This is a genomic window from Roseateles flavus (assembly GCF_039872765.1).
GTDB lineage: Bacteria > Pseudomonadota > Gammaproteobacteria > Burkholderiales > Burkholderiaceae_C > Roseateles_B > Roseateles_B flavus.
Map to the genome: position 1 here is coordinate 39,631 of NZ_JBDPZC010000018.1, position 23,557 is coordinate 63,187.

20 protein-coding genes are annotated in these 23,557 nt (G+C 70.7%); 11 read left to right on the plus strand and 9 right to left on the minus strand.

The features are described from left to right. Nucleotides 1-12: 12 nt before the first annotated feature. The 5 genes from ABDJ40_RS23465 to ABDJ40_RS23485 all read left to right on the plus strand — a co-directional run bounded on the left by ABDJ40_RS23465 (nt 13) and on the right by ABDJ40_RS23485 (nt 6,738). The gene (locus ABDJ40_RS23465) at nt 13-1,131 is read left to right on the plus strand and encodes an enoyl-CoA hydratase/isomerase family protein (protein ID WP_347613382.1); all 1,119 of its coding nucleotides are present in this window, start codon (nt 13-15) and stop codon (nt 1,129-1,131) included. A 110-nt stretch (nt 1,132-1,241) separates the two neighbouring features. Beyond that, entirely contained in the window at nt 1,242-2,906 is a 1,665-nt protein-coding gene (locus ABDJ40_RS23470) for a formate--tetrahydrofolate ligase (RefSeq protein ID WP_347613384.1), read from the plus strand. A gap of 388 nt (nt 2,907-3,294) precedes the next feature. Next, nucleotides 3,295-5,613 (plus strand): M14 family zinc carboxypeptidase, encoded by a 2,319-nt coding sequence (locus tag ABDJ40_RS23475; protein WP_347613386.1) that lies wholly within the window; start codon nt 3,295-3,297, stop codon nt 5,611-5,613. A 185-nt stretch (nt 5,614-5,798) separates the two neighbouring features. After that, nucleotides 5,799-6,167 (plus strand): hypothetical protein, encoded by a 369-nt coding sequence (locus ABDJ40_RS23480; RefSeq protein WP_269633201.1) that lies wholly within the window; start codon nt 5,799-5,801, stop codon nt 6,165-6,167. A gap of 4 nt (nt 6,168-6,171) precedes the next feature. Then, a complete protein-coding gene (locus ABDJ40_RS23485) occupies nt 6,172-6,738 on the plus strand; it encodes a hypothetical protein (protein WP_347613388.1) in 567 nt (188 codons plus the stop codon). 24 nt (nt 6,739-6,762) lie between these two features. Here ABDJ40_RS23485 and nhaA read toward each other — a convergent pair whose 3' ends face one another. The 8 genes from nhaA to ABDJ40_RS23525 all read right to left on the minus strand — a co-directional run bounded on the left by nhaA (nt 6,763) and on the right by ABDJ40_RS23525 (nt 15,361). Beyond that, nucleotides 6,763-8,109: a Na+/H+ antiporter NhaA gene (gene nhaA / locus ABDJ40_RS23490; protein WP_347613391.1), complete on the minus strand. Its 1,347-nt coding sequence runs from the start codon at nt 8,107-8,109 to the stop codon at nt 6,763-6,765. Nucleotides 8,110-8,200: 91 nt separating this feature from the next. Further along, on the minus strand, nt 8,201-8,425 hold the full coding sequence (locus tag ABDJ40_RS23495) for a hypothetical protein (protein WP_347613393.1): 225 nt from the start codon (nt 8,423-8,425) through the stop codon (nt 8,201-8,203). Nucleotides 8,426-8,960: 535 nt separating this feature from the next. Further along, nucleotides 8,961-9,455, minus strand: coding sequence for a ParB N-terminal domain-containing protein (locus ABDJ40_RS23500; RefSeq protein WP_347613395.1), 495 nt, complete (start codon nt 9,453-9,455; stop codon nt 8,961-8,963). Beyond that, on the minus strand, nt 9,452-10,840 hold the full coding sequence (locus tag ABDJ40_RS23505; protein WP_347613397.1) for an MATE family efflux transporter: 1,389 nt from the start codon (nt 10,838-10,840) through the stop codon (nt 9,452-9,454). The genes ABDJ40_RS23500 and ABDJ40_RS23505 overlap by 4 nt, the downstream gene beginning before the upstream one ends. Continuing rightward, nucleotides 10,837-11,880: a PLP-dependent cysteine synthase family protein gene (locus ABDJ40_RS23510; protein ID WP_347613399.1), complete on the minus strand. Its 1,044-nt coding sequence runs from the start codon at nt 11,878-11,880 to the stop codon at nt 10,837-10,839. The genes ABDJ40_RS23505 and ABDJ40_RS23510 overlap by 4 nt, the downstream gene beginning before the upstream one ends. A 16-nt stretch (nt 11,881-11,896) precedes the next feature. Then, complete coding sequence (locus ABDJ40_RS23515) at nt 11,897-13,297, minus strand: alanine racemase (RefSeq protein ID WP_347613401.1); 1,401 nt, start codon at nt 13,295-13,297, stop codon at nt 11,897-11,899. Continuing rightward, nucleotides 13,297-14,295 carry an ornithine cyclodeaminase family protein gene (locus ABDJ40_RS23520; RefSeq protein ID WP_347613402.1) on the minus strand — a complete coding sequence of 333 codons (999 nt, stop codon included), beginning with the start codon at nt 14,293-14,295 and terminating at the stop codon, nt 13,297-13,299. Before ABDJ40_RS23520 ends, ABDJ40_RS23515 begins: the two co-directional genes overlap by 1 nt. 10 nt (nt 14,296-14,305) lie before the next feature. Then, the gene (locus tag ABDJ40_RS23525; protein WP_347613403.1) at nt 14,306-15,361 is read right to left on the minus strand and encodes a TauD/TfdA family dioxygenase; all 1,056 of its coding nucleotides are present in this window, start codon (nt 15,359-15,361) and stop codon (nt 14,306-14,308) included. Nucleotides 15,362-15,451: 90 nt separating this feature from the next. Here ABDJ40_RS23525 and ABDJ40_RS23530 point away from each other — a divergent pair, with 90 nt between their 5' ends. The 6 genes from ABDJ40_RS23530 (at nt 15,452) to ABDJ40_RS23555 (ending at nt 23,010) form a co-directional block, all read left to right on the plus strand. Beyond that, nucleotides 15,452-16,123, plus strand: coding sequence for a hypothetical protein (locus tag ABDJ40_RS23530; protein ID WP_347613405.1), 672 nt, complete (start codon nt 15,452-15,454; stop codon nt 16,121-16,123). Between the two features lie 18 nt (nt 16,124-16,141). Then, nucleotides 16,142-18,253, plus strand: coding sequence for a TonB-dependent siderophore receptor (locus tag ABDJ40_RS23535; protein WP_347613406.1), 2,112 nt, complete (start codon nt 16,142-16,144; stop codon nt 18,251-18,253). Between the two features lie 19 nt (nt 18,254-18,272). Further along, on the plus strand, nt 18,273-19,577 hold the full coding sequence (locus ABDJ40_RS23540; RefSeq protein ID WP_347613408.1) for a PepSY-associated TM helix domain-containing protein: 1,305 nt from the start codon (nt 18,273-18,275) through the stop codon (nt 19,575-19,577). 233 nt (nt 19,578-19,810) lie between these two features. Then, the gene (locus tag ABDJ40_RS23545; RefSeq protein WP_347613410.1) at nt 19,811-21,967 is read left to right on the plus strand and encodes a phosphocholine-specific phospholipase C; all 2,157 of its coding nucleotides are present in this window, start codon (nt 19,811-19,813) and stop codon (nt 21,965-21,967) included. A gap of 11 nt (nt 21,968-21,978) precedes the next feature. Beyond that, entirely contained in the window at nt 21,979-22,677 is a 699-nt protein-coding gene (locus ABDJ40_RS23550) for a hypothetical protein (protein WP_347613412.1), read from the plus strand. Between the two features lie 108 nt (nt 22,678-22,785). Further along, the gene (locus ABDJ40_RS23555) at nt 22,786-23,010 is read left to right on the plus strand and encodes a hypothetical protein (RefSeq protein ID WP_347613413.1); all 225 of its coding nucleotides are present in this window, start codon (nt 22,786-22,788) and stop codon (nt 23,008-23,010) included. A gap of 91 nt (nt 23,011-23,101) precedes the next feature. Here the strand turns inward: ABDJ40_RS23555 and ABDJ40_RS23560 are convergent. Next, the coding region (locus ABDJ40_RS23560; RefSeq protein ID WP_347613415.1) for an integrase core domain-containing protein at nt 23,102-23,557 on the minus strand (456 nt) is incomplete at its 5' end.

The following is a 23,557-nucleotide window of genomic DNA, read 5'->3' on the forward strand; positions in this document are numbered from 1 at the left end:
AACGGAGTAGTCATGACGTCCCCCCTGATCCCGCAATTGCAGTCCGAGGGCCAGATCCTGGCCGAGGTGAACGGCTGCCTGGGCCTGATCACGCTGAACCGCCCGCAGGCGCTCAATGCGCTCTCGCTGGCCATGATCCGCGACCTGACCACCCTGCTGAAGGCGTGGGCCGCCGAGCCCGGCATCCAGGCCGTGGTTGTCCTGGGCCAGGGCCGCGAGGGCAAGCCGGCGGCTTTCTGCGCCGGCGGGGACATCCGCTTCTTCCACCAGGCCGCGCTGGCCGGGGACTCGGCCCTGGAGGACTTCTTCACCGAGGAATACGCGCTCAACCACCTCATCCACCGCTTCCCCAAGCCCTATATCGCCCTGATGGACGGGGTGGTGATGGGCGGCGGCATGGGCATCAGCCAGGGCGCCCGCCTGCGCGTGCTGACCGAGCATTCCAAACTGGCCATGCCCGAGACCAACATCGGCCTCTTCCCGGACGTCGGCGGCGGCTTCTTCCTGGGCCAGTGCCCCGGCTTCACGGGCGAGTGGCTGGCGCTGACCGGCCAGCCCATCGCCGCGGGCGACGCCATCGAGATGGGCCTGGGCGATGTTTACGTCAAGAGCAGCGTGCTGCCCGAGCTGATCCAGGCGCTGCGCCAGGGCCTGCAGACCAGCGCTGAGCATGTGGTGGCCACCGTCATGGAGCGCGTGGACCTGGCCCCCACGCCGGACCACCGCGAGCTGCGCCGCCAGATCGACCGCCACTTCGGCGCCGCCAGCGTGCAGGCCATCATGGAATCGCTGGCCAGCGATGACAGCGAATGGGCGCGCCATGCCCTGGCCACGCTGCGCAAGCGCTCGCCGCTGATGATGGCAGTGACGCTGGAGCAGGTGCGCCGCGCCCGCCAGATGAGCCTGGCCGACGATCTCCGCATGGAGCGCGACTTGGTTCACCGCTGCTTCCACCTGCGCCCGGGCGCGGCCAGCGAGACGGTGGAGGGCATCCGCGCCCTGGCCGTCGACAAGGACCACGCCCCGCGCTGGAACCCCGCCCGCATCGAAGACGTGACGCCCGAGATGGTGGCCGCCTTCTTCCAGAGCCCCTGGACGGTCCAGGATCATCCCCTGAGCGATCTGGCATGACCTGACCCTTGCCGCCCTCCGGGTGCAGGCACCACAATGGCGCGCAGGGCCCACCGGCCCTGACGCGCCATCGCTTTTCCGGCGCCCGTCGATCCCATCAGGAGCGCTGCATGCCCACCGACATCGAGATTGCCCAGGCCGCCACGCTGCGCAAGATCCTCCCCCTGGCGCAGGAACGCCTGGGCCTGCCCGGGGACGAGCTCGTGCCCTACGGCCACTACAAGGCCAAGCTGAGCCTCGCGGCCCTGCGCCGGCTCGAGAAGCTGCCCCAGCGCGGCAAGCTGGTGCTGGTCACCGCCATCACGCCCACGCCGCCGGGAGAGGGCAAGACCACCACCACGGTGGGCCTGGGCGACGGTCTCAACCGCATCGGCGCCAACACCATCATCTGCCTGCGCGAGCCCTCGCTGGGGCCCTGCTTCGGCATGAAGGGCGGGGCGGCCGGCGGCGGGCATGCGCAGGTCGTGCCCATGGAGGACATCAACCTCCACTTCACCGGCGACTTCCACGCCATCGCCCTGGCCAACAACCTGCTGGCCGCGATGATCGACAACCACATCCACCACGGCAATGTGCTGGGGCTGGATGTGCGCCGCATCAGCTGGCGCCGCGTGGTGGACATGAACGACCGCGCCCTGCGCCTGATCACCGCGGGCCTGGGCGGCCCGGGCAATGGCTATCCGCGCGAGGACGGCTTCGACATCGTGGTGGCTTCCGAGGTCATGGCCATCCTGTGTCTGGCCGACTCGCTGGCGGACCTCAAGCGCCGCCTCGGGCAGATCGTCGTGGGCTACACGGCTGACAAGAAGCCCGTCACCGCCCGCGAGTTGCAGGCCGACGGCGCCATGGCGGCGCTGCTGAGGGATGCCATCCAGCCCAATCTGGTCCAGACCCTGGAAGGCAATCCGGCCTTCGTCCACGGCGGGCCCTTCGCCAACATCGCGCACGGCTGCAATTCGGTGATGGCCACGCGCACGGCGCTGCGCCTGGCCGACTACGTGGTCACCGAGGCAGGCTTCGGTGCCGACCTGGGCGCCGAGAAGTTCATCGACATCAAGTGCCGCAAGTCCGGCCTGCGGCCCTCCTGCGCGGTGGTCGTGGCCACCATCCGGGCGCTGAAGCACCACGGCCAGGGCGCGCCGGACGGCCTCGAGGCCCTGCGCCTGGGCTTGCCCAATCTGGAGCGCCATGTGCACAACGTGCAGCAGCACTACCGGCTGCCGGCCATCGTCTCCATCAACCGCTTTGACAGCGACACCCCCGAGGAGATCGCCCTCGTGCAGGCCGCCTGCGAGCGCCTGGGCGTGCGCTGCGTGCTGTCCAGCCACTGGGCGCAGGGCGGGGCGGGCGCCGAGGCGCTGGCGCGGGCCGTGGTCCAGGCCTGCGAAGGCGAGGCTCCGGCCCTGGGCCTGCTGTACCAGGACGCGGACGGCCTGGCGCACAAGCTGCAGGCCGTGGCCACGCGCATCTACGGCGCCGAGGACATCGACTTCGAGCCAGCCGCCTTCCGCCAGCTGGAGGAGATCACGGCCCTGGGCCATGGCCATCTGCCGGTCTGCATTGCCAAGACGCAGTATTCCTTCAGCAGCGATCCCAAGCGCCTGGGCGCGCCGCAGGGCCATCGCCTGCGCGTACGCGAGCTGCGACTGCATGCGGGCGCCGAGTTCGTCACCGCCATCTGCGGCGACATCATGACCATGCCCGGCCTGCCCAAGTCCCCTGCGGCCGAGCGCATCGGCCTGGATGACGGTGGGCGCATCCACGGACTGTTCTGATGCGACACACCCGCGGCCCGGCTGCTGCGGGAAGCCACGGAGCCCCGTGACGGGCCGCCTGCCGATACTGCAGGGGCTCGGCCGGGGCCATGACGCCTTCAGTCCGTGCACTGCCGTGAGGCCGGGCGATGCGCTCCGTCCACGGCGGGCCTGAAGCACAACAAGGCAAGGATGCGCCGGTGCATGCCGCCGGGGCGGGGGATCTCTCGGAGTGAGGCAGGACCGGGCCCGCCAGGCGGGACGGCCTGCACCGTGCAAACCGGGGCGCGCCCGCTTGTCAGCGAGGGCGCCCCTGCAGGCCGCAGGTCCCCGCGGCCGGCACCGCTGCAGTCCCAGGTGGCGTCGGACGTGCCAGGTCTTGCTACCTGCCTGATCTCAGGAGATCGAGATGAAGCAGCAAGGCAGTCGGTTGCAGTTCCCCTCGCGCGCCGTCGCTGGCGCAATCGTCGGCGCGCTTTCGGCGCTGGCCCTGGCGGGCGGCGGATCCGCCCTGGCCCAGCCCCCGGAGCCCACGCTCATCCAGGGGCGGGAGTCCGACCCGCGGCAGACCATGCGCGCCTACTTCAGCGATGTGCGAAAGGCCCGGGCCATCGCGCACAGCCGCTATGAGACGCTGGCGTCGCCCTATGAGCTGGGCTATGTGATCGTGCAGGTCAATGCCGAGGAAGCGCGCGAGCTGCGCGCCCTGGGCTTCCGGCTGGAGCCCGATCCGCACTGGCTGACACAGCAGCGCGAGCAGGCCCGCATGGAATCGGGTGAGCGGCGCCGCCAGGCCCTGGCCGCGGGGCAGCGCCAGACGCTGGCGGGCATCCCCAACTACAGCTGCTATCCCACCGTCGAGGAGGTCTTCACCGAGGCCCAGGGCATGGTCAGCGCCAAGCCGCAGCTGGCCAGCTGGATCGACATCGGCGACTCCTGGGAGAAGACCCGCGGCACCGGCGGCTATGACCTGCGGGTGCTCAAGCTCAGCAACAGCGCGGTGAGCGGCCCCAAGCCCAAACTCTTCGTCAACGCCGGCATCCATGCCCGCGAGTACGCGACCACGCCCCTGGTGCTGGAGTTCGCGCGGCGCCTGGTCAACGGCCACGGCGTCGATGCCGACGCCACCTGGATCCTGGATCACCACGAGATCCACCTCCTGCTGGCCACCAACCCGGACGGCCGCAAGAAGGCTGAGACCGGCCTGCTGTGGCGCAAGAACACCAACACTGCCTATTGCGGCGCGACCAGCAACAGCCGTGGCGCGGACCTGAACCGCAATTTCGGCTTCGGCTGGAACAGCACGGGCGGTTCGGGTTCCAGCGGCAATGCCTGCAATGAGACCTACCGCGGCCCCAGCGCCGCCTCCGAGCCCGAGACCCGGGCGGTGGAGGCCTACATCCGCTCCCTGTGGACGGACCGCCGCGGGCCGAACCGCAGCGATCCCGCCCCGCTGGACACCAGCGGCATCCACCTGGACATCCACAGCCACGGCCGTCTGCTGCTGTGGCCCTGGGGCACGAACGGATCGGTGGCCGCCAACGACGTGCAGCTGGCTACCCTGGGGCGCAAGTTCGCCTACTGGAACGGCCACACGCCGGAGCGCTCCCTCGACCTCTACGAGACTGACGGCACCAGCGACGGCCCCAGCTACGGCGAGCTGGGCGTGGCCGCCTTCACCTTCGAGCTGGGCACGGCCTTCTTCGAGCAGTGCAGCTACTACACCAACACCCTGCTGCCAGGGAACATGCCGGCCCTGTTCTATGCCGCCAAGGTCGTGCGTACGCCCTACCAGACACCGGCGGGGCCGGACATCACCCAGCTGGCGCTCTCCGCGGGCCGTGTGACGGCCGGCACGCCCGTGACCCTGGATGCACGGGTGGACGACACCCGCTACAACCAGAGCAACGGCACCGAGCCCACGCAGGCCGTCGCCGCGGCCGAGGCCTACCTCGACGTGCCGCCCTGGCAGGCGGGGGCGCAGGCCCTGCCGCTGGCGGCTGTCGACGGCAGCTTCAACAGCAGCGCGGAGGCCGTGCGCGGCACGCTCAACACCACGGGCCTGGCCACGGGCCGGCATCTGGTCTATGTGCGGGGCCGGGACGCCGCAGGCAACTGGGGCGCCTTCAGTGCAGTCTTTCTGGACATCGGCGGCAGCGGTGGCGGGCAGCCGCCCGTCGCGGCTTTCGACTACAGCGTCAATGGCCTTGCCGTTCAGTTCACCGACGGCAGCACCGACGACGGCAGCATCGCCAGCCGCCAGTGGAGCTTCGGCGACGGCAGCAATGGCAGCGGGACGCCTGTCAGCCACACCTACGCTGCTGCCGGCAGCTACACGGTGCAGCTCACCGTCACCGACAACGAAGGCCTGAGCGCCAGCACCAGCAAGCTGGTCCAGCTCAGCGACGACGGCGTGCCGGTGCTCACCAAGGGTCAGGTCTTGACAGGTCTTGCGGGCGCCACCGGCAGCTGGCGCTACTGGAAGGTGGCGGTGCCGGCCGGCACCACCTCGCTGACCGTGAGCACCAGCGGCGGCAGCGGCGACCTGGACCTCTTCACCCGCTCGGGCGCCAAGCCTACGAGCAGCACCTACAGCTGCCGCAAGCAGGGCAGCACCAATGCCGAGACCTGCACGCTGAGCAATCCGGCCGCCGGCTGGCTCTACATCGGTGTCTACGGCTACGCCAGTTACAGCAATGCCCAGCTGACGCTCAACTACGTCCCCTGACAGCCCGGGCGCCCCTGCCACGGGAATCAACGGCAGGGGCCGGGCGGTGTGGCAGCGCCGCCCGAAATTGCTGCACAATCGCGCCCCCGCCGCCCTGGCTGGGGCGCGATTTCAGTGAGCAGGAGTGTTGTTTGTCCCGGAGCAGTAAAGAGCGCGCGGTGAGCCGCGCGGCAGAGTTTTTTGTGATGAGCCAGCTGATGCGCCTGGGCCACCAGGTGGTGCCAACGCTGGGGGGCTTCGGCGGTGTCGAGCTGCTGGTCAAGACGCCCGCGGGGCGGCAGCTCGAGGTGGTGGTGCGCGGCGTGCCGGACAACGGCCGCTGGCTGGTCAACGAGGAGCCGGAAGGCGAGATGGACCAGCGCTTCTACGTGCTGCTCAACTACAAGCGCTTCGAGGAGGCGCGGGCCTACCCCATGGTCTTCGTGATGCCGGCCAGCCGGGCCGAGGGCATGAAGTCCGAGCGCGGCCGCGGCAAGGCCATCGTCTTTGGCAACAAGAAGCAGTGCCCCCCGGACCTGGACCGCTGGGCGGAGGCTTGGGCTGTCATACAGTAGGGGCATGACCCCATCCCTTCGCCCCATGATCTCGCGGCCCTTGCTGGCCTCCCTGGTGCTGCTCCTGGGCCTGTCGGCCTGCGCGGTGCAGACCGTCCACACGCCGGGCCAGAAGGCCGACACGGGCGACCGCCTGGCCGAGGCCGCCACCTCACCGCTCAATGACTTGAACCTGGTGCGCGCCAAGATCCCCGAGGTGCTGCTGTCGGCCCGGCAGGCGCCCTATGCGCGACCGGCGGACTGCTCCGCACTGACGGTGCAGCTGCAGGGCCTCAACGCCGTGCTGGGTCAGGATCTGGACAGCCCGCGTGCGCCCGGCGAGGAAGACTGGTTCGGCAAGGCCGGGGATGCCTTCGGCGACGCCGCCGTCAGCGGCCTGCGCAGCGCCACCGAGGGCCTGCTGCCCTTCCGCGGCTGGATCCGCAAGCTCAGCGGCGCCGAGCGCTACAACCGCGAGGTCACGGCCGCCATCGCTGCCGGCCTGGCCCGCCGCGCCTATCTGCGCGGCCTGGGGCAGGGCATGCGCTGCGAGCCGGTGGCCGTGCAGGCCGCCAACGCTGCCAGCCGCTGACAGGTCGGCCGACGCCCGAGCCGCTCAGCCGGGCGCACGGCCAGCCGGTCTTGACGCCCACAGGAGCAGGGCGAGACCCAGGCCCGCCGAGCACAGCGAGGCCAGGAAGATGCCCATCTTCGCGCTGTCCAGGACCTGGCCGTTCAGCCCGAGGTCTGCAATCAGCAAGGCCATCGTGAAGCCGATGCCCGCAAGAAAGCCGCCACCCACCAGCATCCGCCAGCCCAACTCGGGCGCGCGGCTCGCCAGGCCGGCGCGCAGCGCCAGCCAGCTGAACAGCACGATGCCTGCCGGCTTGCCCACCACAAAGCCCAGGAACACCGCCACGGCAACCGGCTGGCGCGCGTGTTCCCAGGACAGCTGCAAACCGGCATTGGCGAGGGCGAAGAGCGGCATCACGCAAAAGCTCACCCAGGGATGCAGTGCCATCTGCAGCCGCTCGACCGGCGACAGCGATTCGCGGGCGGCCAGCTCAGCGATCAGCAGGGTCTTCCGGTCGCGGGTATTGCCGCTGCCTGCGCGCCCGGCGGGGTGTGCGACAACCTGACGCAGGATGCCGTACAGCCGGGTATCGCTGACCCAGCGCCGTGCGGGCGTCATCAGGCCCAGGATCACGCCGGCGATCGTCGCGTGCAGTCCGGACGCATCGATGGCCAGCCAGAGAGCGCACCCGCTCAGCACATAGGGCGAGAACTGACGGATGCCTACGCGCGCCATGAAGCGCATCAGCACCACGCTCAGGGCCGCGAGTGTCAGCATGTGCCAGTCAATCCCGCTGCTGTAGCCGATGGCCACGACCAGGATGGCCCCGACGTCATCCACGATGGCAAGCATCAGCATGAAGACGCGCAGGCTCTGCGGCACGCGGCGCCCCAGCAGGGCGAGGCAGGCGATCACGAAGGCGGTGTCTGTCGCCATGGCGATGCCCCAGCCACGCTGTGTCGGCGTTCCCCATTGCAGGGCCAGGAAGAGGGCTGCCGGCCCGGCCATGCCGCCCAGGGCCGCAGCCATGGGCAGCGCCGCCATGCGCGGCTTGCGCATCTCTCCCAGGACCAGCTCACGCTTGAGTTCCAGCGCCACCAGGAAGAAGAACAGCGTCATCAGCCCGTCGTTGATCCAGGCCTTCAGCGAGCGCCCGGCTTCAAGATCCCCGAAGCGCAAGCCGAGCCACGTGTCCCAGAAGGCGGACAGCGCCTGCCCGAAGTCCGAGTTCGACAGCAGGACGGCTGCCACCGCGCACAGCAGCAGCACCACGCCCCCGGCAGCCTCGATGCGAAGGAACCGCGCGAAGCTCGGCCGGACGTGGTCGATCAACTCCTTGGGCAGCCCGACGGTGGCCGCGTGCGGCCCGGGGCGGTCCTGCTCGATCACGGGGCCGCGGCCGGGTCGAGGGCGCGCCGCCGCTGGAACTTAGCCCGGCGGCGGCCAGGCGGACCTTGAGCGGCCGCCGACAGGCCCGAATTCACTCCGCCTTCATCTGCAGCGTGAGCTGCTGCAGGATGTTGCTGCCGACCGTGGTGAGGCGCAGGTGGCCGCCATCCCATCGGAGCCAGTTCAGCGCGACATAGTCGTCGATGTAGCCGCTGGGGATGTCAGCGGCGCGCCGCCGGTCCAGGGACGCCATGCTGCTGGCGAGGGCGCTCCTGAGTAGGCTCAGACGAGATCGGGTACCGGATAGGGTGAGCATGATGGCTCCTTGCAAAGGGTGGACAGACCTGGGTCGTGGCGGTTGGGGGGCGTCCGGCCTGCCATGGGCCGGCTCGCCTCGGCCGCGGGGGCCGCAGAAAAGGGGTGGAGGGAACGCTGCCTTTCGGCGGCGCGACGTCCAAGCGCTGGCGCATGACAGGGCGCCGGGGACTTGGGGAAGATCCACTGGGATCGTGCAGTCTGACCACTCGGGCCAGGGGCAAGTGACGTTCCCGCTGGAGGTGCTCGCCCGCGGCTGGTCGCCTGGCAAGCGGCCTGACCGAGCCTGGCGGATGGGTGCCGAGGGCAGGCCGTCGAGTGCAGGTCCTTGGACTGCGGGCAGGCAATTCGCCTATCAGGCCTGAGGACCGTTTTACTCTACTTTGGGCCGGTGCGCCGCTTATTTGTTTTCCCCTGCCCGGTGGCTGCCCGGTGGCTGCCGGATCGCGCACCGCCGCCAGTTTCCGCCAAGCCCGGCCAAGGCCAGCCTGGGGGCCGCTCCCAGCCGGCCGGGCCCGCATCGCCGCATCGCCGCATCACGCGGGCCACGCCTGCACCGCATGCAGCTCCTGCGCCAACAGCGCCAGGGGAATGCGCGAGCCAGGGAGGGGGGGATCGAAGCGGTGGCGGGTCGTCTTGTAGGGCAGCACCGCCTGCCGCGCCGCGAGCTGCAGGATGCGGTCGATGTCGAAGGGCTCGGCGGAGCGCCAGCAGCGCACGTCCACGCGCGCATCGCCGTAGTCCAGCGGGATGCAGGGCAGGCGCCGCAGCCCCAGCAGCCGGGCCGCGCGCAGGCGGTGGTTGCCGTCCATCACCAGCCCGGTGCGGTGCTCGACCGGGATGGGCACCAGCCAGTGGCCACTGGCGACGATGCTGTCGGTCAGCTCCCGCACGCGCTGCGGGTCCACCGCCTCCGAGGCCCTGAAGAAGTCGATGGCCTCCAGGGCGACGGTGTAGCCGGGCGCCCCCACGCCGGGCGATGCCGGCGAGCTGCAGTCCAGGCGCAGCCCCCGGGTGTCAGCAGTCCTCATGCCGGTCCCCCTTGCACCAGGGCCGTCGGCGAGCGATGCCGCGCCGCCGCGGTGACCTTGACGAAGCGCAGCAGCAGCAGTCCGGCCGTCGTGGCCAGCCCGCCGGCGAGACCGAGCCACAGGCCGCTCAGCCCGAGCTGCAGGACCCAGCCCAGCCACCAGGCCAGCGGCAGGCCCACCCCCCAATAGCCGAGCAGCGTGCGAAAGAACGCACTTGCGGTTTCGCCGACCCCTCGCAGCATGCCGATCGCCAGATTCTGGCTGCAGTCGAAGCACTGCAGCACGGCCGCGATGCCCAGCAAGGCAGCGGCCTGCGCCGCGACCTCGCCCGAGCTGCCCGGCCGCAGCAGCAGCCCGAGCACCTCCAGGGGCGCCGCCAGGTACAGCAGGCCCACGCCGGCCATCGCGATCCATCCCAGGCCCAGCGTCGTCAGGCCCAGGCGGCGCGCGCGCGCGCCGTCGCGATGTGCCCAGGCCCGGCTGATGCAGAGGGACACGGCCTGGGACAAGCCGACGGCCACCATGAAGACCACATAGACCAGCTGGTTGAGCACCGTGTGCGCCGCCAGCGCCGTGGGGCCGAAGGCGCCGGCCAGCAGGCCCAGCACCGAGAAGAAGGCCGCCTCGCTGCCATAGCTGGCGGCCACCGGCAGGCCCAGCCTGGCCAGGCGGCGCCAGGCCGGCCAGGGGGAGGTCTCGTTCCTCAGGCTCAGCAGCGGCGCGACCCCCGGGTCCCGCCGGGCCACCCACAGCAGGGCGCCCAGCGCGAGGGCATTGACCACCGTGCCTGCGATGGCCACGCCGCTGAGGCCCAGTGCGGGCAGGCCCCCGGCACCCTTCATCAGCGCATAGGCCAGCACGGCGTTCAGGCCGACCGAGGCCAGCGTCACTGCCAGCATCGGCCCCGGCCGCCCCAGCCCCACGGTGAGCTGGCGCAAGACCTGGAACCAGAGCAGGGGCAGCAGGCCGGGGGCCGCCGCCGTGAGGTACTGCCCGCAGCGCTCGACGACCCGCGGGTCCTGGCCCAGGCCTCGCAGCAGCGGGGCGCCGAGGACCATGAGCAGCGCCGCCAGCAGCCCGGCCGCCGTGGCCAGTGCCAGGCTCGCGCACAGCAGCGCCCGGATGCGGGACGCGCCGCCTTGCGCATCGACGCTGGCCTCGGCCACCAGATTGCCGGTCGGCGTGATCAGCCCCACGCCCATGGTGCGCAGCAGATTGAACAGGGACAGGGCCAGCCCGCCGGCGGCCAGGTCCACCGTGTCCAGCTGCCCGAGCATCACGATGCTGGTGGTGCCCTGGGCCACCTGGGCGAGTTGCGTGAGCACCAGGGGCGCCGCCAGCGTGAGCACCTGCGAGGCATCGGCGCGCCAGGCCATGCGCGTCATGCCTTCACCCGGCCTGGTGCCAGCTGCTCGAACATCGCGTCCAGTTCCTCGTCGACGCTGGGGTCGAGCAGCTCGTGGGCGCGCATCCAGTCGTCGTCGAACACGGTGTCCAGGTACTTCTCGCCGCCGTCGCAGACCAGGACCACGATGGTGCTGTGCGGTGGCGCCGCCTCCGCCCGCCGCAAGGCCTGGTACAGCACGCCGCCCGCCGATCCGCCCACCAGGACGGCATGCCTGCGGGCGAGGTAGCGGGCGGTGTTGAAGGCCTGGGCATCGCTGACCTTGAGCCCCTCGTCGAGCAGGCTGAAGTCCACCAGGGAGCCGATCTCCGCGCCCTCGGGCGTGCCGGTGCCCGACTGGTGATAGGGCGCGCCCGGGCCGCCGAAGGCGATGGAGCCCACCGGCTCGACACCGATCACCCGCAGCGACGGCAGCAGGGGCTTCAACTCGCGCGCGGTGCCGAACAGCGAGCCACCCGTGCCCACGGCGCCCATCAGGTGGGTCATGCAGGGGCCCAGGGTGTCCATCAGCTCCCGGGCCACGGCCCGGTAGCCATTGGCATTGGCCGGGTTGTTGTGCTGCTCGGTCCAGTAGGCGCCCTGTTCGGCGGCAATGCGCTGGGCCAGGGCCTCGCGGTCCGAGGTGGCAAGGCCGTCGCCGGGTGCCTCGTTGACGTACAGCAGCTCGGCGCCGAAGGCCCGCATCGCGCGCAGCTTGTCCTTGCAGGCGTGGTGATCGACCACCGCGGTGAAGCGGTAGCCCCGCTCGGCGGCCAGCAGGGCCAGGCCCATGCCGGTGTTGCCCGAGGTCGACTCGATGACCCAGCCGCCGGGCTTCAGCCGGCCCTGGGCCTCGGCCTCGTCCAGCATCTGGCGGGCCATGCGGATCTTGGCCGTGCCCATGGGATTGAACTGTTCGAGCTTGAGCAGCACGCGGGTGCCGAAGCGGGTGGTGAGCAGCTCCAGCAGCGGCGTGCCGCCGATGAGGTCCGAGACGCGTTGCGCGACGAGAGGCTGCGTCTGCAGCGGATGACGTTCCATGAGGGGATCTCCCTGATCAAAGTGAAAGTGGCAGCGGGGGCGTGACGGGCGGGACTTCATCCAGGCGCCATCGCAGCCCCGAGTTCGCGTCGACTTCCAGCGAGACCTTGCGCGGCAGCGGCAGCTCGTGGAAGGGGGACTCGTTGGAGTCCATCTGGTAGCCGGCCGTGTTGAGGTAGACCAGCGCGTCGCCCGGCTTCGGGCGGCTGGGCAGGGGCAGCTTGCGCCAGCTGAGCATGTCGCTGTCCAGGCAGCTGGCCCCGGCCACGGCGGCGGGGTAGGGGCCGGAGGCGCTGCCGCCCAGCAGCAGCGGGTCGGGCAGGAACTCGCTGTTGAACCATTGCTCCGACAGGCTGAAGCTCATGCCCTCGACGGTGACGAGGCCGTAGCCCTCGGCCGGCCGGTCCTTCACGCCCTGCACTCGGAACAGCGTGAAGCCCGCCTGGTCCAGCAGTGCGCGGCCCGGCTCCAGCAGCAGGCGCAAGCCTTCCTCGCGCAGGCGCCGGGCCAGCGTGCGGCCGCCCTCGGCATGGGACAGGATGCGCTCCAGCATCTGCGGGCCCGGGCTGGCGCTGGCATAGGGATAGAAGCCCTCGAAGGTCTTGCCGGCGTGGTAGTCCTGCGGGGACTGCCGGGCTATGAAGTCCTGCCAGGCGGCCTCCTCGACATAGCGCACGGCGAAGCCGCCGCCGATGTCCAGGGTGTCGCAGGGCAGCCCCAGGCCGCGGGCCTCGGTGCAGCGCTCGACGAGCCGCTGCGCACAGCGGGCTCGCTCCACGGCGTCATAGCCCGACAGATGGAAGGAGAAGCCCTGCAGCTGCAGCTGCGCCCGGTGCTCGACGCACAGTGCCAGGGCCTGGGCGAGCTCCGTGTCGTCCATGCCGAAGCGGCTGCGGGGCTGCGACGGCGGCCGCCAGCGAAGCAGCACGCGGGCCCGGCGCTGCAGGCTCTGTGCGAGGGCCGCGTAGTCCAGAAGTTCCTCTGGGCTGTCCATCGCGACGAGGCAGTCGTGGTGCAGGCTCAGCGCCAGCAGCGCCGGGTGCTTGGCAGGCCCGGAGATGCCGATGTGCGCGCCGGGGACGCCGGCCGCCAGCGCCGCGACCAGCTCCGGCACGCTGGCCGCGTCGACGCCCAGACCCAGGCCCGGGCAGCGCTCCACCAGGCAGCGCGCCTTGTTGGCCTTCTTGGCAAACAGCAGCTGGCCGTCCACGCCGGCTTCGCGCAGGGTCTGCTGGAAGGCGCGCGCATTGGCCTCGAAGACCTGCGGCAGCATGAGGTGCAGGGGCGATCCCAGGCCATCGAGCAGGCTCCTGAGCAGTGGCGCCTGCTCGGTCGTGAGCCGCTGCACCAGGGCGTGGCGCAGGGCAGGCAGGCTGGGGATGCCTGCCTTCGGGAGGGGTGGGGTGCTCGGCCGCATCACCACAGGGCCACCTCCTGGCCCAGGCCCTGCGCGATCGCCTGCTCGGCCAGCACGCGGCCCAGGGCGATGTCGGTGAGGACCATGCCGCTGTTGTAGGCGAACACGCGATCCGATTCGCTGCGTCTTCCTTTCTGCAGGCTGCTGAGTAGACAGGGTAGTTCAGCGTCCACGTCAGGCAGTCGACCGTCCAGGGCCAGGTCTTGCCCCGTCACCTTCATCTGCTCGGCGCTGGTCGCCACGCGGTAGTCGGCGTCATGCAGGGCCTTCTTGTCGATGCCGTAGCCCACGAGAATGGCCAGGGAGCCGGGCCGCAGCCAGCCGGCCTGCACCGACTCCGGCGAGGAGGGGCCGGCGGCGCCGATGATGATGTCGGCGTCCTCCGCCGATCGCTGCAGCTTCCCCGAGACCTCCACCTGGCGGTCCGGGTGATGCTGCTGCATGCGCGTCAGCACGGCGTCGATGCCGGCGCCATGGTGGCCGTGCACGATCAGGCGCTGCAGCTGGGGCATGGCCTCGACCAGGAAGGGCAGGGCGGTCTGCCCCTGCACGCCGGAGCCGACCACCAGCGCCGTCCTGGCGTCGCTGCGGGCGCAGGCGCGGGCGATCAGGGCCGTGGCGGCAGGCGTGCGCAGGCTGCCCACGAGGCTGCCGTCCATCAGGGCGATGGGCGCGCCCTGCCGGTCGTCGTGCAGGAGCAAGGTGGTGTAGTAGCGCTCGTCGGCCTTTTCGCCTTCATGGCCGAACTTGTAGGAGGTCTTGACCGCGACGGTCTCGCGCTCGCCGTCTCGGCCCAGCATGGCGTAGGCGATGGAGCGGCCATCCTGCGGCTTCACGCTGAGCTTGGGCGGGTTGGCGCTGGCGCCGCTGGCGAAGGCCCGGTAGGCGCCTTGGACTGCGTCCAGCACGTCCTGCAGGCGGTAGCTCAGTCTCGACAGGTCTTGCCTGGACAGCACGCGCAGGGCGGGGCCTGTCGCGGCGGCATTTGATGGCTTCATGGGATGTCCTTCAGACGATGTGGCGGGCGACCGCGCTTTCGCGGTAGGGCATGGAGGCGCGCAGGTTGAGGGTCACGTTGACGCGCCGCAGCCAGCGATGGCGGGGGCCGTAGTTCGGCTGGTAGACCGAGCGCCCGTGCACGGCGCGCTTGTTGTCGATCCACAGCATGTCGCCGGGCTCCATCACGATGGCGGTGGTGTGGGCGTTGAAGCGGTGGATCAGCCAGTCGAAGGCGGCCTGCGCCTCGCTGTCGCCCTCGACGGCTCGCATATAGGCCTCGTCGACCTGGATGAAGGGCCGCTGGCGCGAGCCGCTCAGCGCAGGCACAGGCTGGGGCTCGGCGTACATGCGGCGGATGCGCTCGAAGGCGCCGTCGTCAAGCCGCCAGTGCGCGCTGATGTTCTGGTCCGGGAGGTGCGAGGTGTCGGGCAGCACCACATAGCGCGGGGCGCTGAGCAGGGCCCATTTGTCGTCCGGGATGTCGAAGTCGTCGATACAGGCCAGGATGGTCTGCGCCTGCTCCTCGTTGCGATAGCAGACGATGGACAGGAAGTCGCAGCGGTGGTCGTGGAAGGCCTCCTCGTTGTGCCAGACCAGGGTCACCTCGCTGCCGCCGCCCAGCTGCTCCTTGCGGTCCTTCTCGATGGGCACGATGTGGCGCAGGAAGCGGCCGTTCTCCTGCGTGCGCCAGCCGAAGATCTCGCCCAGGGCCGCCGTCAGCAGGCACTGGGCGATCTCCTCGCGCAGGCTGGGCGGGTTGCGCCAGCTGGCGTCCCAGTGCGCGGGCGAGGGGCCGATGCGCCCGTCGTCCACCGGCAGGCCGCGGATCAGCACCGCGCCGCAGGGCAGGTGCAGGTACTTGAAGCGGTGCGCCAGCTCGCGCAGGGCGCGTGGCAGCTCCTGGGCGGCCAGCGCGCAGGCGTCCGCGAACTCCGGCGTCTCCACGCTGCCGAAGCTCGCCGCCAGGCGATCGACCAGGGCCTCGACGGCCGCGGCTTCCCGCGGTGTGAGGGCGTGTGTGTGGACCGTGCTCCCTTGCCCGGTTCCAAGGCTCGCTGTGTTCACCAGCAATCTCCCGTGTGGTTGAGTGCAGCGGACTTTAACTACTAGAATGCGAATGATTCGTATTTGCCTTACGACAAACATGGAGATCCTATGAAGACAGTCCTGGCCCTCATGACGGCCCTGGCCGCACTGCCGGCCGCTGCGCACAACCTGTGGCTGGAGCCGGCGGAGGCGGGCGGTTTGCACCTGCGCTATGGCGAGCCGGAGATCCGGCTGCTCGAGCGCAGCCCTGGCAAGCTCGATGCGCTGGAGCCCCAGCGGGCGCAGGTTCTGGACCGGAGCAACGGCGCGCTGCCCTGGCGCAGGGGCGAGGACGGCTTTGTGCTGCGTGGCCCCGGCGCCGAGGCAGACACGGTGGTGGAGGCCCGCGCCTCAGGGGCCCGGTCCCGCTACTACGCGCGGCATGCGGCCTGGCCGCTGAAGGCCGCGCAACCCGCGATGGCCCTGGACATCGTGCCCACGGCCGAGGCCGGCACTTTCGCTGTCTATTTCAAGGGGGTGCCGCTGACCCAGGGCACGCTGAAGGTGATCGCGCCCAGCCTGTGGCTGCAGGTTCATGACATCGACGAACGCGGCCGGGTGCGCATCCACACGCCCTGGCGCGGCCTCTACGTGCTGGATGTCGACACCCGCGAGCCGGCACCGGGCGACGCCCCCGATCCGAGCCAGGACGGGGTGGTCCATCGCGCCACGCTCAGCTTCAGCACGCCCGAGGGCCCGGCCTTCGAGCGACCGCAGCCTGCCCAGTTCACCGCCCATTGATCCCAGGTCCCTCATTCCATGAAAACGAAGAACCCTAGCCGCACGCGGCTGCACGCCGCGCTGCTGGCCGCTCTCAGCTCCACCGCCCTCGCGCAGGCGCAGGCCACCGACGAGGGTCAGGTCTTGCTGGAGCCGGTGCTCCTCAGCGGCAAGCGCGTGTCCCTCTACCTCAACCGCGACGTCAACGCGGGCGCCCTGGGCGTGCAGGCGCTGCAGGAGCTGCCCTTCTCCATCGGTTCCTACGGCCGCGAGCTGATGGACCACCAGCGCGCCCGCACGCTGCAGGACGTGCTGCGCAACGACCCCGGCGTGCAGCCCGCGTCCCTTGGCGGCGCCTATGACGGCATCGCGGTGCGCGGCTTCTCGGCCAATGCCGTCAACAGCGTGCGGCGTGACGGCCTGCTGACCACCGTCTACGCGGACATCCCGCTGGAGAACATGGAACGCCTGGACGTTCTGAGGGGTCTGTCCGGCTTTCTCTACGGCGTCGGCGAACCCAGCGGGCTGGTGAACTACGTGCTGAAGCGCCCCACGCGCGAGACCTTCGCCAGCGTCCAGGCCGAGCTGCGCAGCTTCGGCGGACGCTATCTCCACGCGGACGCGGGCGGCCCCTTGGATGCAGGCCGGACGTTGGGCTGGCGACTCAATCTCGCCGCCGAGCAGCAGGGCGACTTCCGCCATGCCGGGGACCTGTTCCGCCGCATGGCTGGCCTGGCCGTGGACTACCGCCTGACCGGCGCCACCCTGCTGCGCCTGGACGCGGACTTCCAGCACAAGAAGCTGGCGGCCCAGCCGGTGCTGGGCCCGCGCGAGGACGGCCAGGTGCTGCCCGCGGACAGCCTCGATCCCCGGACCCTGCTGGGCCAGCCCTGGGGCCAGTACCGCAGCGACGCCTCCAATCTGGGCCTGCGCCTGGAGCACGCCCTGGACGCGGACTGGCAGCTCATCGCGCAGCTGGCCTACAGCCGCACCCGCCGCGATGCCGCGTTTCCCGATGTGTACGGCGTGAAGCTCGACGGCACCATCAGCAGCGGCGACTACTACTTCTCGCCGGACCAGCGCTTCACCACGGTCAGCGCGCAGGGCTTCCTCAGCGGCCGCCTGCGGGCGGGCGGTCTGCGGCATGCGCTGGTGATGGGCGTGTCGGACAGCCGTCTCAAGTCCTGGGACGGGGGCTGGTTCCCGAATGACGGGCTCACCGTCGGCAACATCCACGCGCCGCTCTACAGCGCGCAGCCGGACTTCTCAAGCCCGCCGCCCAAGAACCAGGCCACGACGCGCCAGCCCAGCCTCTTCCTCAGCGACACCCTGTCGCTGGGCGAGCGCTGGCGCGTGCTCGCCGGCGCGCGCTACATCGGCTACCGCAATGCTTCACGCAGCGCTGCTGGCGTCCAGCGGGACTACCGCGCCGACGTGGTCGTGCCGTCGCTGGCCCTGGTCTGGCTGCCGGCCCCGCACCTGAGCGTCTACGCCAGCCGGACCGAAGGTCTGGAGCAGGGGGCCTATGCGCCCAATGCCGCCGCCAATCGCGGTGAACGGCTGGACCCGATCCGCAGCCGGCAGATCGAGGCCGGGGTCAAGTGGCAGCCCACGGCGGGCTTCGTGGCCAATGCGGCGCTGTTTCATATCGACAAGCCCCTGCAGGCGACGGATCCGGGCGACCAGGTGTTCAAGACGCGCGGACGTCAGCGCCACCAGGGCCTCGAGCTGCAGCTCAACGGCGAGCTGGCCGCGGGCCTTTCCGCGGTCGCGGGCCTCAGCTGGCTCGACGCCAGGGTGCTGGGCACCGGTGATGCGCGCGAAGGCAAGCGGCCCGCCCACGTCGCCAGGCTGCAGGGCAGTGCCTGGCTCGATGCCCGCATCCCCGGCGTGCCGGGGCTGAGCCTCAACGCAGGCGCCGTGCACACCGGCAGCCGGGCACTGGATCAGGCGCAGGCCATCCTGGTGCCGGCCTACACGCGCTGGGACGCCGGCGCGCGCTATGCGACGACGCTGGCGGGCGTCTCCTTCCTGTGGCGGCTGCAGGTGCAGAACCTGGACAACCGCCGTTTCTGGGAGAACGTCAACTATGGCGGCGTGCTCGCCGGAGCGCCGCGCACCGTGCGCCTGTCGGGCGAGTGGAGCTATTGACGCAGGCGAGGTGGCACCGATGAAGCGCTCTCATTGGCTGTGGCTGCACCGCTGCGTCGGCCTGGTGCTGGCTGGCTTCCTGCTGGTGGCCGGCCTCACGGGCAGCCTGCTGGCCTTCTACCGGCCGCTGGACGAGGCCTTCGCGGCAGCACTGCTGAAGGCGCCGCAGCCCGTGGGAGCGGTGGCACTCGATCCCCTGGTGGTCCGCGAGCGCCTGCTGCGCCGGCACGCCGGCCTGCGCATCGACGCGGTCCCGCTGTCGGTCGAGCCTGGCCGCTCCCTGGCCTTCCTCGTGCAGGCCGCACCCGGCGCCGCCGCGGCCCTGGCCATCGACGAGCTGTACGTCGATCCCTGGACCGGCCGCGAACTCGGCGGGCGCCTGTGGGGCGATCCGGCGCAGGGCCGGGTCAATGTGATGCCCTTTCTCTACCGCCTCCACTACGCGCTGCTGGCGCCGTCCTGGGGCAGGACCGTGCTGGGGCTGGTGGCGCTGCTGTGGTCACTGGACTGCCTGGTCGGTGCCTACCTCACGCTGCCGCTGCGGATGCCACGCCGTGAAGGGCCTCTGGTGCGGCAGGGACGGGGCTGGTGGGCTCGCTGGCGCCAGGCGTGGTGCGTGCGCCGCGGCGCGGGCTACCGCAGCACGGTGGACCTGCACCGCGCGGGCGGTCTGTGGCTGTGGGCCTTGCTGTTCGTGATCGCGTGGTCGGGGGTGTCCTTCAACCTGGCGCCCGTGTACAGGCCGGTGATGGCGGCCCTGCTCGGCCCCTGGGAGGCCGCGGCCCTGCCGCAGGCAGCCGGCCTTGCCGATGGCGTCGAGCCGGACTGGCCCGCGGCGCGAGCCCATGCGCGCGCGCTCATGGCCGCGGCCGCAGGGGCAGCAGGGATTGCGGTGGGGCGCGAGGAATCGCTGGCGCTGGACCGGGGGGCGGGCACCTGGCGCTATGTCGTGCACAGCGATCGCGATGTCGGCCCGCAGCGGGGGCAGTCGACGCTTCTCTTCGATGCCGTCAACGGGGCCCTGCTCGCCGTCCAGTGGCCCACGGGCCAGCAAGCGGCCCGCACGGCCACCACCTGGCTCACCGCGCTGCATACGGGCCGGGTGGGCGGCTTGCCACTGCGCCTGCTCCTGGCCGCGACGGGGCTGGTCGTGGCGATGCTGTCCGTGACCGGCGCGCTGATCTGGGCCCGCAAGCGCGCGGGGCGGCGATGCCTGCGGCATGCCGGTGCCCTCAGACCGCCTGTGTCCAGGGCTGCTGGCATGGACTGGTGGGGTGATACAGCAGGAGCTGGGCGCCCGACTGTCGAGAACCGGCGACGTTGAAGGGGGAGCGCCGGCAATCCCGCCGAATGCAGTCCTGGCGCGACGGAGACCGCAGCGTCTCGGAACTGTCACCCCGCCTTCACGAGCGCTGCCTACAGTGGCGCCGCGCACGACGTCCGAGCCCCACCTCACTCTGTCCTTCAGGAGACCTCCATGTCCCGACCCACGCCTGTCGCGGTTCAGCGCGCGACTCAGGTGCGCTGCCGCCTGAACGCATCCCGCGGAGCTGCACGATGAGCCGCCGCGACTTCCTCCGTGCCAGCGCCGTGCTGGCCAGCTTCCCGCCCGCCATTGCGAGAGCTCTGGCGATCCCGGCCAACCAGCGCACGCGCAGCCTGCAGGACGTCGAGCACATCGTCGTGCTGACGCAGGAGAACCGCAGCTTCGACCACTACTTCGGCACCCTGGCCGGTGTGCGTGGCTTCGGCGACCCCTTCCCCGCGCCGGTCAAGGACCGCCCGGGCCTGTTCACGCGCAAGAGCGTGTTCGTGCAGCCCACACAGGGCGGCAACCCGGTGCCGGGGCGGCCGGACTGGGGCCAGCGCCGGGCCATCGCGCCCTTCCCGCTGAACACGACGCAGGACTTCGCGCTGATGCGCGTCGCCGGCACGCCGCACGCCTGGCTGGATGCCCAGCTCGCCTGGGACCACGGCCGCATGAACGACTGGTGCAACGCCAAGCAGAACCACTCGCTGGGCTACTTCAGCGAGGCTGACCTGCCGTTCCAGTTCGCACTGGCCCGCGCGTTCACGCTGTGCGACCACTACCACTGCGCGACCCAGACCGGCACCAACACCAACCGTCTCTTCCTCTGGACGGGGCACAACGATCCGCTGGGCATCGCCGGTGGCCCGAGCACGGACAACAGCCGTGAGTGGTTCAACACCGACCGCAGCACGGACTACCGCTGGACGACCTACCCCGAGCGCCTGCAGGCCGCAGGCATCTCGTGGCAGGTCTACCAAAACATGTCGGACAACTTCACCGACAACCCGCTGGCCGGCTTCCGGCCCTTCCGCGATGCCTGGTACGAGCGCGCGGGCTACTCGCAGGCGCTGCGCGAGCGCGGCATCAGCACGCGGGACCTCGACCTGCTCAAGGCCGACGTGATCGCGAACCGCCTGCCGCAGGTCAGCTGGATCGTCGCGACGGCCGAAGGTTCCGAGCATCCGGGGCCCTCCAGCCCGGCCTCGGGCGCAGACTACACGGCCCGCGTGCTGGACGCGCTGACCTCCAACCCGGAGGTCTGGAGCAAGACCGTACTGTTCGTCAACTTCGACGAGAACGACGGCTTCTTTGACCATGTGCCGCCGCCGGCCGTGCCGTCCTATGCCGCCTACGATGCCGACCCCGTCAAGGCGCAGCTGGCCGGCGCATCGACGGTCGACACGACCGGCGAATACCACCATGTGCTCAACGGCGCCGACGCGCGCACGCACCACCGCCCCTATGGCCTGGGCCCGCGCGTGCCGATGTACGTGGTCTCGCCCTGGACCAAGGGCGGCTGGGTCAACTCCCAGGTGGCCGATCACAGCTCGGTGCTGCGCTTCATCGCTGCGCGCTTCGGTGTGCAGGAGCCGCTGATCAGCCCGTGGCGGCGTGCCGTCTGCGGCGATCTGCAGTCCTGCTTCGATTTCGCCAACCCCGACGACCAAGGCTTCCTGCAGCTGCTGCCGGCCACGGCCGAGCGCCGCGCCCGCGCGCTGGCGCTGCCGGGCACCAAGGCGCCCGCAACGCCCGCCACGCTGGCCGCGCCGGTGCAGCAGGCCGGTGTGCGCCCCGCACGCCCGCTGCCCTATGAGCTGCAGGTGCAGGCGCAGGTTCCGGAGGCTGGGGGTCAGGTCTTGCTCATCTTTGAGAATGCGGGCGAGCAGGGCGCGGTGTTCCATGTCTACGACCGGCTCGCGCTGGACCAGATGCCGCGCCGCTACACCGTCGAGGCCGGCAAGCAGCTTCAGGGCCGTTGGACCACGACCGGGGCCTATGACCTCTGGGTGCTCGGCCCCAACGGCTTCCACCGCCATATCGCCGGCGATGTGCGGCGCCCGGTTGGCAGCGCCTTGCCCGAGCTCGTGTTGCGCAGCGCGCGTGCCAGCGGCGAGCTGCTGATCGAGCTCGTCAACGTGGGCGGCGCGCCCTGCACCTTCGTGCTGCAGGCCAACAAGTACCTGGCGGCCACGCCGCGCGAGATCACCGTCGTGGCGCGCAGCCGCACGAGCCTGCGCATCCCGCTGGCGGCCAGCCAGAACTGGTACGACTTCAGCCTGCGCGTGAAGGGGCTCGGCGGCTGGCTGCGCCGCTTCGCCGGCCACCTCGAGGACGGCAAACCCTCCATCAGCGACCCGGCGCTGCAAGGCGCCGCCCGGCTCGACCAAGCCACCACCGTGTGAACGGAGCACTCATGAACTCGATCAAGATCTCGGCGCGCCACTGCTGCAGCGCCGCCGCGCTGGCGCTGGCCGCCATGGGCGCCCAGGCCGGCCCCTTGTTTGGCAGCAACCTCATCGTGAACGGCGACGCCGAGACCGATGTGGCCACCAGCTGGCTCGCCTTCGATGGCTACGCCCGCCCGCAAGCCGTCGACTACGGGTCCAACTGGGTCCTGCCGACCCAGCCTGGACCCGCGAACCGCGGCAAGCGCATGTTCGCGGGCGATGGCGCCCGTACGGCCGGCTATCAGTTGCTGGACCTGGCCGGCACGCTGACCCAGCCCCTGTCCTTCAAGCTCAGCGGCTGGCTGGGCGGCTGGGCTTCGCAGGGCGACAACGCGCTGCTGTACGTGTCCTTCCTTGACCGCAGCGACAGCGAAATCGGCCACGCCGCACTCGGCCCGGTGACCCCGGCGGATCGCGGCAACGCCACCGGCCTGTTCTACCGCGAGGTGAGCAACTGGCTGCCCGTCGGCACCAGCCGGCTGATGTTCTCGCTGTCCATGGAACGCCAGGGGGGCGGGGACAACGACGGCTATGCCGACAACCTGGCCTTCGTGCTCGACGCGCCGGCCCCCGCCGAGCTGCCCGAGCCGGCGGGTCTGGCCTGGCTCGCGCTGGGCGTGATGGCCCTGGCAGGCCGCATGCGCCGTCGCGCCCCGCGCGCCTGATCGCGCTTCGGGGCCGGCCGCCTCCCGGGTGGGGGGCGGCCCCGCGGCCGGCGCCGCGTGACTTGGGCCTCAGCGCCGAGACGTTTTGCCCAAGGATGCCATCCGCTCGTGATCTTGTTCGGGCTCAACCCGGCAGAGGTCTTGGCGAAGGCATGCCGATCACAGGAGCTGTCCGACGAGGTGTGGGCACAAGTGTCAGACGATCGCGGCCTTTCTGGTGAATGGTCGACGGTGCGGCTGGAGCGGGTGAGCTTCAACGGCAAGCTGGGGGACGAACTGCTCGACCGGGAAGGGCCCGACGCCGACGACATCGCCCCGAGACTCACCGACTGAGTGGCTACACATTGCGTACGCAGGTCACAGGCCTTGTTCTTCGCGAAGGGCTTTGCCTTTGACCTGCCCGGCTTAATCGAGACAGCAGTTCCTAGAAGACGGCGGGTTGCAGGTCTTGGCGGAGTTGCTGTTTGAACTCCACCGGGGTCAAGTATTGCAGGCTGCTGTGTGGCCGGACCTCGTTGTAGTGCTGGCGCCAGGCTTCGATGACGGCGCTGGCCTCGCGACGTGAGCGGAACCATTCGAGGGACAGGCACTCGTCGCGGAACTTGCCATTGAAGCTTTCATCGGTGCCGTTCTGCCAGGGCTTGCCGGGATCGTTGAGCACCGTGGCAATGCCGGAGCTTGCGATCCAGTCCAGGATGGCCAGGCTGACGAACTCGGGCCCGTTGTCCGAGCGAATGAACAGTGGCGCGCCGTACAAGCTCACCAACCGCGACAGCACCTCGATGACGCGCTTGGAGCGAATGGAGCCCGCCACGTCGATGGCCAGGCACTCGCGAGTGAACTCGTCGACGACCGTCAGGCACTTGATCTGCTGCCCGCT